At 54.9% G+C, this 11,144-nt stretch carries 7 protein-coding genes and 1 riboswitch; of the genes, 5 read left to right on the top strand and 2 right to left on the bottom strand.

Going from position 1 to position 11,144, the window contains the following annotated elements:
• Positions 1-250: 250 nt before the first annotated feature.
• Both FHS18_RS33230 and FHS18_RS33235 read left to right on the top strand, forming a co-directional pair.
• A complete protein-coding gene (locus FHS18_RS33230) occupies positions 251-2,347 on the top strand; it encodes a transglycosylase domain-containing protein (protein WP_183604693.1) in 2,097 nt (698 codons plus the stop codon).
• A 237-nt stretch (positions 2,348-2,584) separates the two neighbouring features.
• Positions 2,585-3,328, top strand: a complete 744-nt coding sequence (locus tag FHS18_RS33235; RefSeq protein WP_183604694.1) for an alpha/beta hydrolase — start codon at positions 2,585-2,587, stop codon at positions 3,326-3,328.
• A gap of 117 nt (positions 3,329-3,445) precedes the next feature.
• Here FHS18_RS33235 and FHS18_RS33240 read toward each other — a convergent pair whose 3' ends face one another.
• Entirely contained in the window at positions 3,446-5,599 is a 2,154-nt protein-coding gene (locus tag FHS18_RS33240; protein WP_183604695.1) for a methyl-accepting chemotaxis protein, read from the bottom strand.
• A 343-nt stretch (positions 5,600-5,942) separates the two neighbouring features.
• On the bottom strand, positions 5,943-6,491 hold the full coding sequence (locus FHS18_RS33245; RefSeq protein ID WP_183604696.1) for a YwhD family protein: 549 nt from the start codon (positions 6,489-6,491) through the stop codon (positions 5,943-5,945).
• A 180-nt stretch (positions 6,492-6,671) separates the two neighbouring features.
• On the opposite strand from FHS18_RS33245, the gene FHS18_RS33250 reads away from it, so the two are divergent.
• The 3 genes from FHS18_RS33250 (at position 6,672) to FHS18_RS33260 (ending at position 10,741) form a co-directional block, all read left to right on the top strand.
• Positions 6,672-8,732 (top strand): M1 family metallopeptidase, encoded by a 2,061-nt coding sequence (locus FHS18_RS33250; RefSeq protein WP_183604697.1) that lies wholly within the window; start codon positions 6,672-6,674, stop codon positions 8,730-8,732.
• 51 nt (positions 8,733-8,783) lie between these two features.
• On the top strand, positions 8,784-9,596 hold the full coding sequence (locus FHS18_RS33255; RefSeq protein ID WP_183604698.1) for a hypothetical protein: 813 nt from the start codon (positions 8,784-8,786) through the stop codon (positions 9,594-9,596).
• A 482-nt stretch (positions 9,597-10,078) separates the two neighbouring features.
• A riboswitch (cyclic di-AMP (ydaO/yuaA leader) is annotated at positions 10,079-10,236 on the top strand.
• Between the two features lie 4 nt (positions 10,237-10,240).
• The gene (locus FHS18_RS33260; protein WP_246428055.1) at positions 10,241-10,741 is read left to right on the top strand and encodes a C40 family peptidase; all 501 of its coding nucleotides are present in this window, start codon (positions 10,241-10,243) and stop codon (positions 10,739-10,741) included.
• The last annotated feature ends 403 nt before the right edge of the window (positions 10,742-11,144 follow it).

Below are 11,144 nucleotides of genomic sequence, written 5' to 3' on the forward strand. Positions count from 1 at the left end.
TGGTTTGCGTTACAAGTCGCAAGATATGAAGCATTGACCAAGTTCACTATAAAGCTTGTCCAGAAATCGTGAAAATGACTTACGGACACCTCATTAATGGTCACACTGTATTATAGTTCTTCCGGGGGAAAAATCAACCTTTCCTAGCCCCCGCCGCAAAAAAAACATTTTCGGGCGTTGGGCGGGTGAATAGCGCCGCCTCCCATTTTCCATACTAAGGAAAAAGAGATGCGATCGCGAGGGATTCACCATGAACAAACCCGCTACGCGCAAGCCCGCTGCCAGGCGCAAGCCGCCCCTGCGCATCCGAGCCGAGCGTTGGCTGCCGCTGCTCAAACCGCTGCGCCGCTTGTCCATTGTCGCCGGCTGTGTCCTGCTAGTGTCGTTCATTGCCTTATTCAGCTTCCTGTTCTATCTGCGCAACCAGACGCTGCCTACCGCGTCGATCAGCCAAGCTTCGCAAATGCTCGACCAGCAGGGGCAGATCATCGATACGTTCCACACCGGCGAGAACCGCCAATCGGTCCCGCTCAAATCCATATCGCCCTACTTAATAGAAGCAACACTTGCTATCGAGGACCAGCGCTTCTACGAGCATCTCGGCTTCGATATGAAAGGACTTGCCCGGGCGGCCGTCGTCAACCTGAAGGCCATGGAGACGAAGCAAGGCGCCAGCACCATTACGCAACAGCTGGCCCGCAACCTGTACTTGACCCATGAGCGGACCTGGAACCGTAAAGTGAAAGAAGCGATGTATACCGTCCAGCTGGAGATGACGTATTCCAAGGACGAAATTCTCGGAATGTATTTGAACCAAATCTACTACGGCCATGGCGCTTATGGCGCTGAAGCAGCCGCGCAGCTGTACTTCAACAAGCATGCGTCGGACCTGACGCTAGCCGAGAGTGCCATGCTCGCCGGCATCCCGAAGGGACCGAAGTATTACTCGCCTTATAATGATATGAAAAATGCGAAAGACCGCCAGCGCACCATTCTCGCCACGATGGTCGATCAGAATATCCTTACCCGCGAGCAGGCGGATGAAGCAGGCGAAGAGCTGCTCGCCTTCCAACCGCTCGGTACCGGCAAGCAGGACGGCATCGCGCCGTACTTCCGCGACTACATCCGCAGCGTGGCGATCGATCAGCTCGGCATCGATGAGCGGCTGTTCACCGAGGGCGGCATCCGAATCTTCACGACGCTGGACCCCGAAGCCCAACTTGCTGCCGAAGAGGCCGTGGAGAAAGGGATCCCGTCGTCCTCTGAGCAGCAGGCCGCCCTAGTGGCGATCGATCCGCGCACCGGCTATATCAAGGCGATGGTCGGCGGCCGGAATTACAAGACCAACCAGTTCAACCGGGCACTGGCGAAGACGCGCCAACCCGGGTCGTCGTTCAAACCCATTCTCTATTTGACCGCGCTGCAGGAAGGCGCCATGACGGCAGTATCGCGATTCAAGAGCGAACCGACCGTGTTCACCTATGATGAAGGACGCAAAACGTACGCGCCGCATAACTATAACGACAAATACGTGAACGACTTCATTGATATGCGGCAGGCGATCGCAAGCTCGGACAACATCTATGCGGTGAACACGATTATGTCCGTCGGCGCCGATAAGGTGATCGAGATGGCCCGCAGTCTCGGCATTACGAGCAATCTGCAGCCCGTTCCGTCGATGGCGCTCGGCACCTTCCCGGTCAGCCCTTACGAAATGGCCTCCGCCTTCGGCACGTTCGCCAACAATGGCGTCCATATCGAGCCGACCGCGATCTTGCGGATCGAGAACAGCAAAGGCGAAGTGCTCTACGAGGCGGTGCCGCAGGCGCAGCAAGTCGTGGACCCCGCGCATGCCTATGTGCTGACCTCGCTGATGGAGAGCGTCTTCGAAACCGGCGGAACCGGCAACCGCGTCTCCGCGCTCATCAAGAGGCCGGTTGCCGGCAAGACCGGCACGACGGCAACCGATGCCTGGCTGGTCGGCTATACCCCGGAGCTCGTGACCGCGGTATGGGTCGGCTACGATAAGGACCGCAAGCTGACGCCGACGGAAGCCCATCGGGCAGCGCCGATCTTCGCCAACTTCACCGAGACGGCGCTAAGCAGCGTACCGCCCAAAATGTTCGCGGCGCCGGAAGGGGTCGTTACCGTATACGTCGATCCGGCGAGCGGCAAATTGGCCGCCGATACCTGTCCGAACAAACGGCTCGAGAGTTTCGTAAGCGGAACGGAGCCGAAGGAGGTCTGCGGCGAGCATAGCGACAAGGCGGCTTCCAGCCAGCAAGATCCGGCGAAGGAAGCGTCCAAATCCTGGTGGTCGCAGCTGAAGCGTTGGTGGACGGACTAAACGGACTGGCTTAGGCACGTTTGATCGATAGGAGTGAAAGAGTGAAGGCTCTCCCCATGTCATCTTAGGATGACGTTAGGGAGGGCTTTTATTTTGCCATAATCGCTCATTCCCTGAAGAATGCCCGATAGAGCCAGGGATCTATCGTCATGTTACTTGGACGAGACCTGCTCCCCATGGTATCATCATTTTATCGATAATGATTATCATTATTACTACATGATTGGGGAATCCGCTATGCGAGGAAGCATCGAAACTATCTCATTCGAGGGTCGAGACACCCATGTCTATTTGCCGCCCTCCTACAATGGACAAACCTCATTCCCTGCCGTGTACGTGCAAGACGGCAGCTACTTATTCGCCGACAGCCTCAAGGAGCTAGAGGATGATTTTGCGCAAGGGTTGACGCAAGAGGTGCTCTTCGTCGGCATCGAGCCGGAAGACCGCTGCCGGGAATATACGCCTTGGTATGCGGAGGGACTCCTCCCCGATGAGCAGTTCAGCGGCGAAGGCGACCGCTATCTGGACTTTGTAACCGAGAAGGTCATTCCGTTCATCCAGACCCGCTACAACGTATTGGACGATCCCCGCCAGAGAGGGATTACGGGCGGGTCGCTCGGGGCGCTGATTTCCTTGTTCGCGGCGTATCGTAAACCGGCGTATTTTAGCCGAATCGCGCTTATGTCGGCTTCCCTCTGGTACGAGAATATGCTCGCTTATATTGAGGCGAACCCTTTTGCTCAAGATGAGCTTCTTCTCTATATGTACGTCGGCGAGCTTGAGGCCAAGGGACGGGGCAATATTATGGAGCGGATGGTCCCGAATACGAGGGAAGCGCATCGGCTGCTGAAAGACAAGATGCCTGGCGGAGAACGGCATATTCGGTTCGAGACCGATCCGGAAGGCGTTCATGAGCACAGGAATTTCAATCAGTACTTTCCGAACGCGATGCGATTTATTTATCCGGGCGCGAATAGCTGAGGCAAGCCGATCAGCACGACAAAAATCCCTTATGGGCACAAGGCTCATAAGGGATTTTTCATTGCGTAACGCTGACCTTGGATTACACGGTGCACGCAAGGCTGGTTAACGCGGTGCTTATTGCGCTTTCTTCTTCCACAGCGGCTTGCGTGGCTGCTTTTCTTTCTTTGCCTTCTTCTTTGCTTTCTTGTTCGGCTGGCCCGAATCGCCCGCCGCTGCCGCGTTCTCATTCACCCGGAACTTCGAGAGCGCATCTTGCAGCTGTATAGCTGTCTGGCTTAATGCGCCGGAAGCCGCGAGCACTTCCTCCATCGACTCCAACTGCCCATTGGCGGAAACTGCTGCCTCCTGCGCTTTGCTGACCGCCTTGTTCGCATAACTGAGCGATTCATGGACCGAAGCCGCAACCTGCTCCGTTCCTGCTGACATTTGCTCGGTCGCAGCGGAAATTTCTTCGACTTGGGAAGCCACGCGTTCAACTTCGCTCAGAATCGTCGCGAACATGCCGCTCACGGTCTCCATCATCGCCAAGCCTTGCGTCGACTCGGCTACGCCAAGCTCCATCTTGCTCGCCGCGCTGGCTGCCGACTGCTGCATGCCTTCCACGACGCGGTTAATATTCTCGGCCATCTGTCTCGATTGATCGGCCAGCTTGCCGACTTCGCTGGCGACGACGGCAAAGCCTTTGCCATGCACGCCTGCACGCGCCGCCTCAATATTCGCGTTCAGCGCCAGCAAATTCGTCTGCTTCGCAATGCCTGTAATCAGCGCGACGATCGAGGAAATCTGCTCGGACTGCTTGCGAAGATCGAGCACCGCCTCAGCGGTCTCGCCGGCATTCTGGCGAATGACCTGCATCTGGTTAGCCGCTTGCAACACCGTGTCGCGGCCTCGCTTCGCTTCCTGCGCCGCAGAGGAAGCCGAATCGTTCACGACCGACGACGTCTCCGCGATGCGGCCGATTCCTTCAGCCATCTCGGACATCGCGGTCGCGTTCTGCTCCATGCTGCTCGACTGGTGCTCGGCCTCTTGGGCAATCTGCTTCATGACCTCGGCAATCTGGGTAGCCGCGCTTACCGATTCGTGCGCGGTGGACTCCATCTGCTGCGAGGACGCGCTAATCTTCTCGCTCGTCAGCTGATTGGTGCGCAGCACCTCGGCGAATGCCTCTGCCATGCGATTGAAGGCATGTCCGACGCGGGCCAGCTCGTCTTTGGTCTTCAGCTCTACGCGTACGGTCAGATCGCCGGCCGCCATGCGGGAAGAATCCTGCTCCAGGCGTTGAACGGCTTGTCTGACATTCAAGTAGAAGGCAACGAAGAATGCGGCGACGAGCACTAGTATCACGCCAACGATCAAGATCATGATGTCGCGCTCTAACTCCATCTCGTCGATGCGTTCATCGATCAGCACCGTTAGCAGCTTCATCGCTTCATCATAGAGAGCAGAAGCAGCATCGATCGATTTTGTACCATCCGCGAAATAAGCGGACGAGCCGTAGCTGTTCTTGCCGGAAACAACCTCGCTCATAATGATCTGACTGAAATTTTGCGCCGTCGTGATATTCGCCTGAACGCGTCCTTCAATCGCGCTGATATCCGCGCTGCCGTTCATTGCGTTGCTCCAGTCGCTGTCAATATGTTTGACGAGTGTATCAATCTCGTCCGCTTGCTTGATAAGATCCAGAATCATTTCGTTCGTCATGACATCTCCCGCCAGAATACTGCGGCCTGTACCGCGCGCGAGTGCCTCGCTCTCCATCAGCAGCGGCAGGCGGTTAATGACCATGTTCACAAGTGAGAAGCTCTCCAACTCCGGATCCATAGTCATATTGGAGCCATCAGAAATCTCGCTTTGCAGTTCAAGTAACTGCTGGACGAGCTTAACATGCCAGGCAACGCTCTCGTCGACCGATAGGTCGGCATATTGCGTCTCCAGCAATGCCCACCCGGACTTAAAACTGCTCCATAGGGAAGTGGTCCCGAACTCTTCACCATACTTGGCGTCCATCGCATCGACGAGCGCGATGCGCTGTTTCATCTCCGATTTAATTGCATCCACCTGAGTGGTTGCCAGCTTGTTCCCATTGTCGCTGGTGCTGCGGCTCTTCTGCAGCTCCATCATTAGGTTCTTTACCGACCCGAGATAGGTCACGCCTTCTCGTTCCTTCTGCGAGAGGGCAATAGAAGATTGCAAGGTTTGAAAAAGATCGACCGATAGAATGGAAATCGGAATCAGCATAAGTAAGCCGATTAGGATGAACTTTTTCATATAGGATAAACGATTCATAATAGCTACAAATGGCGCAAAAACAAACACGGAAAGCTCCCCCTTCGATGTACCTAGTCCTAGTTTAATAGGGGAAAGCGTTCCCTACAACAAGTTTCGACGCGATTTGATCGTATACGACGCAGTGAATAATTGGGATACCATCCAATAATAGAAAACCAAGGTTTTTCTTGATTAATTCATAAGGCGTAACCGATACTAAAGTCCTACAATCTATTTTTGTTTGCTACTTCATATTCCTAGTAGTTATATCCAATAGAAGAAGGCCTCGGTGCATGTACACCGAGGCCTTCTTCTATTTACATTCCGAACAAAACACGCTGTCCTACTCTTCCAACGCTTCCTTCAACACCTCAGGCGAGTTATCCCACCATTCCGGATTGTGGTTGACGAGCAGGCGCTTAAGCGCGGCTTTCTCCTCGTCGTCCAGTTCATCCAGCACGAAACGGCGCTTGATCGCGTAGTCGAGTCGGTTGACGTGGTCGGCGAGAATCTTCCAACCGCGCTTGGCCTCGGAGTCGATCAGCATCGGGCAAGCCGTTGCGCCCGCATAGTACGAGCCGTTCTCGTTGCGGTCGACCGCGACCCAGACGATATAGCAGAGGCGGCCGTTAGGCGTATCCTCTTTATTCGGCGTAAACTTGATGCCCCGCTCGATCTTGCTCTTCGCGTGCATCGCTCCTTCATCAATATAGGCTTCGCCATTGTCGATCATAACGCAGGACACCTGACTCAGATCAATCGTGCCAGCGCCGAATCCCTTATGCGCTTTGTTGCTGACGACGTTCAGCGCCAGCGTTTTCTTTTCCTTCTTCGGCGCTTCCGCCGCGCCTTCAGGCTGCTGCCCTTGGCCTTGCTCGTTTATATCAGACATGTTGTCTCGAACTCCCTTCCCATGAAAACCGCTGTCATCTCGTATTGTCCACCACCGCAAAACCCAATAACGGCGCGGCTTTGCCGATCGCGGCACACATTAATTCCATTTTAGCTAATAATCTCGGAAAAGCAAACATATACATGCCTTAGATGCTTGTCAACGGGAGGGAATCGTTTAATGTCGCCACGTCTTGCCAAACGTTTAGTGCTCTTCGCCATCGCCGCCGTCCTGTTAGGCGTGTCGGCCAGGGAAGGGTTTGGGGATGCTTGGGTATCGCAATATACGTATGCTTTTGCCCCGGCCTCAGGCGCTGCTCTACCGCAGACCTCACTGCCTGTCCCCGCACCGGGTGGATCGGCCGCGAAGGTGCCGGCGCCACCCGCAACACCGCAGCAAAGTACGCCTGTCCCTGAATCTGTCTTGAAGCCTACACCGGTCTCGCTCAGCAAACGGATCGTCGAATACCATATCGACGTGACGTTGGCGGAGGATAGCAAGACGCTGCTGGGCGAGGAAACTCTTACGTGGACAAACCCCGGCAAGTCCCACGTAGCCGAGATTTATTTTCACCTGTACCCGAATGCGTTCCAGTCCCCGGACACCAGCTTCATGAAGGAGTCCGGCGGCAAGTTGCGGGAGGACAAGGCGAAGACGGGCACCGTCGGCAGCATGAAGATCGAGGAGCTGCAAACGGCTGAAGGGGACAGCCTGCTGCCTCGGCTGCATTACGTCCAGCCCGATGACGGCAACGCAAAGGACAACACGCTGGCCAAGCTTCGGCTTCCCGACCCGATCGCCCCTGGGCAGAGCGTCACGATGAAGCTTAAGTTCCAGGTCCAGCTGCCGGAAGTGTTCGCGCGCATGGGCTACGCCGGCGATTTCGTCATGGCGGGCCAATGGTTCCCGAAGGTTGCCGCTTATGAGACCGCAGGCACGCGGGGCCGCACGGCAGACGGTTGGAATGCGCATCAGTATCATGGCAACTCCGAGTTCTACAGCAACTTTGGCATCTACAACGTGAAGATCAATGTGCCATCGGACTACACCGTGGCCGCAACCGGCTTCCAGACGAAGCCGACGAGCGCCGAGAACGGCAGACGCACCTATCAGTTCTACGCCGATGACGTGCATGATTTCGCTTGGTCCGCTTCACCGCATTTTGTCTATTCCGAGGAGGCCTTCTCTGCGACGGGCGTTCCGGGGGTACGCATCAAGCTGTATCTCGATCCGCTCCATGCCGATCTGAAGGAACGTTACCTGCACGCAGCCAAGTCCTCCCTCTCCAAATACGCGCAATGGTATGGGACGTATCCGTATTCCACCCTGTCCATCGTCGTTCCGCCTACAGGCGCCAACGGCGCCGGCGGCATGGAGTATCCGACGCTCGTAACCGGCTTTGCCGCAGAAGACGATGCCCCGAGCATCGACTATCTCGAACGCACGATCGTCCATGAAATCGGCCATCAGTATTGGTACGGCATGGTCGCGACCAACGAGTTCGAGGAGGCGTGGCTGGACGAAGGGTTCACCTCCTATGCCGAGGACAAAGTGATGGAAGTCGCATACGGCATCGAACCGAATTTGACCGTAGAATCCAGCTACATGACGAACCCTGCCCCCCTGAAGCAGCTTTCGTGGTCGTACCATGGTCATGACAGTTACGCCGAAAATGTGTACATGCGTGCCAAGCTCGTGCTAATCGGGATTGAAAAACAGGTCGGGCCGACGACGATGCGTAAAATTTTGCGCGCGTATTTCCAAAAGTATAAATTCAAACATCCGTCCACAGCCGACTTCCAGCGCGTCGTCGAACAGGTGACGAAGACGAAGTGGAACGATTATTTCAGCCAGTTCGTCTACGGCAAGGAGATGGCCGACTATGCCGTCGAGTCGATCAAGGTAACCAAAGTCGAGCAGGATGGCACGGAGAAATACGAGTCTTCCGTCCTGATCAGCAAGCGCGGCGGCGCAAACGGACCGATCCCGATTATTCTCCAATTCGCCGACGGCACGACTATGCCGAAGATATGGGACGGCATGGAGGGCACCGTCCAGTATGATGTCATCCACCCTTCGCCGCTCGTCTATGCGTCGATCGATCCGGATAACAGCAACGTGCTCGACAACAAGCACATCAATAATTATTTGAAGGCCGAGGTGCCGGAGAAAACGCGGACCCGCTGGAGCCTTGGCGTGACACGGTTCATCGAGAGCCTGTTCGCATCGCTCGCATGGTGACGATAAGCTCGCGGTTTATGACATGACAGAAAGTCGAAGGGAGGCCTTTTGGTGAAAAGTCATTTGAGACAGGGATGGCAGCTGACAGCCAAGCACTTCTCCATCGTCATTATTCTATTCCTCTACGAGCTGCTCTGGGGCTTCTTCCTATACCGGACGATCGACTCGATCGTCACGCCGCTGCTCCAGCGTTACCCGGACAGCACAGGCGACGCGGACGCCGTGCGGTTGTTCCTCACGGAGGCGCAGTTCCAGCTTATCAAAACCGACCTGATCTACCCTTACCTGTGGCTGTTCGCCGGCCTGCTGGCGGCTCGCATGCTGATCACGCCGATCTTCAATGCCGGGCTGCTCCACTCGCTGCATTATGCCGGGGAGGAAGGCACCCGCTTCCTCCATGGCATCCGCCACAGTTGGAAGCCGATTACGCTTATTTATCTGCTCGAGGTCGTACTGACGCTCGCCCCTGCCGTATGGGTGCTCCCGCATACGTACCGGAGTTTCATGAACAGCAGCAATACGGGCGAGCTGCTCCAGCATACGTTGCCGTATATCGGCGGATGGTTCGTGCTCGCGATCGTGCTCCACCTGCTCTTCCTGGCCATGCAATTCGGCGCGGTAGCCGGTACCGGCCCGATGCGCGCCTTATGGGGAGCGCTGAAACAACTGCTTCCTTTTGCCGGCATCTCGCTGATCATGTGGGGAATCGGAATTCTGCTGAGCTTGACCGTCGCCTCCGTCTCGATGCTGTGGGCGGGCATATTCGCCTTGATTCTCCATCAGGGCTTCCATCTCGTACGCACGATTATGAAGGTGTGGACGATCGCGGCCCAATATGATGTGTGGCATTCCAAGCAAGTATGAGGAAAAACAACCGCAGGCAAAGGGATACAGTTTTCGCCGTCTTTGAAGGCGCAGCGCGTTTCATTGCGGAGAAATAGAGGATGACTGATAACCGTGAAACTTTATAACTTCCTATATTTCAAGCGGAAACGACTTGTATTGTCTTCTTAGCGACGGGATTCGTTACATTGCGGGAAACGGCCTTGTCCAAGGCTAGCAATGGAAGGGCAATCATCGGAGAATTATAGAATAAACGCGAGGGCAGTGTCTGATGACGCTGTCTTTTTTTGCTTCGGAAAGCGCGATTGGATCGCCGTTTCGGCTTCATGGACCAGGCATTGTTGGAGGATCTTCGGAATTTCTACGGAAGGGAGCGTTTTCAGAGGGTTAGCGAAAAATCGTACGATATAATAGCAGAAAAGTTGCACTCTAAGAATTCTAATTTGTGAACAAATCGTGAACTCAGAAGGGAAATTGTGAAAATGATCGAATTGATAGCCAGAATGAAAAAATTGCCGAATTCCCGTAGACGGGAAACGGGGGAACCATCTTGGGTGAATTGATCCCGGCTATACGGAAGTTCCGTATACGTCAGAGGTGATCATAGGGAGCCTTCAACCGAACCCCACAGCTAACCTCGCAGGCATTGGAAGGGGTTTCTATTCTTGAAAAAGGTCTCAGTCATGCTAATTGGCCTTGCGATGCTACTTTTGTTCCAAGCAGGAAGCGTTTTCGCTGCTTCCAAAATGGATGAAGTCATCGATGGCGTAATTGGCACACCGTACAGCTACGGTGGAACCACAACAAAGGGCTTCGATTGCTCCGGATTTACGATGTACGTGTTCAAGAAACTCGGCATCACGATCCCGCACTCCTCGGCCTCCCAAGCACAGCTGGGCAAGAAAATCGCGAAGAGCGATTTGATCGCCGGCGATCTCGTATTCTTCAATACGAGCGGTAAAGGTATTTCGCATGTTGGTATTTATGTTGGAGACGGCAAGTTCGCACACTCGTCCTCCAGCAAAGGCGTTATCATCAGCGGTCTGAGCGATTCCTACTACGCTAAGCGCTATGTTACCGCACGCCGCGTCATGAGCCCTGAAACGTTCGAAAAATATGCCGACGAGCCGTCCACTGAACAAGTTGACAACAGCGCAGGCGAATAAGCTGGCCGCTCGCCCCCGCGAGTGGATGCTTGCATAGACCGCAGAGTTTTGTCCCCCCGGACAATTGCTGCGGTTTTTTGCTATTCGCTTATGTTTAGCCTATCCGTTGCTTACCCATTTATACCCTGTGGGGGTTGGGACCAAACAACTGCTGCCACCCCTAAGTCCCCTCGTGAGGAGATACCGAGGGCTATCGCCCTCTGGACACCCGTTTTTGCTACCTCCCCTAAGTCCCCTCCTGAGGAGGGGATTCCAAGGGCCCCGGCCCTTTGGATACCCGTTTTTCCACCTCCCCCTTCCCCCTCCATCAATGTTGTCAGGTTAAGGAGATGGGGTAATAAGTGGAAAAACAGTAAAGTAGGGATGAGTATGAAAAAAAGACAACCTTTGTTTTGGAATGTGT

The organism is Paenibacillus phyllosphaerae (genome assembly GCF_014192105.1).
GTDB lineage: Bacteria > Bacillota > Bacilli > Paenibacillales > Paenibacillaceae > Paenibacillus_Z > Paenibacillus_Z phyllosphaerae.

Bases quoted from the DNA above. Each gene is read 5' to 3' on its own strand.
- FHS18_RS33245 (WP_183604696.1), bottom strand. From the start codon at position 6,491: ATGTCTGATATAAACGAGCAAGGCCAAGGGCAGCAGCCTGAAGGCGCG.
- FHS18_RS33250 (WP_183604697.1), top strand. From the start codon at position 6,672: ATGTCGCCACGTCTTGCCAAACGTTTAGTGCTCTTCGCCATCGCCGCC.
- FHS18_RS33230 (WP_183604693.1), top strand. From the start codon at position 251: ATGAACAAACCCGCTACGCGCAAGCCCGCTGCCAGGCGCAAGCCGCCC.
- FHS18_RS33235 (WP_183604694.1), top strand. From the start codon at position 2,585: ATGCGAGGAAGCATCGAAACTATCTCATTCGAGGGTCGAGACACCCAT.
- FHS18_RS33240 (WP_183604695.1), bottom strand. From the start codon at position 5,599: ATGAAAAAGTTCATCCTAATCGGCTTACTTATGCTGATTCCGATTTCC.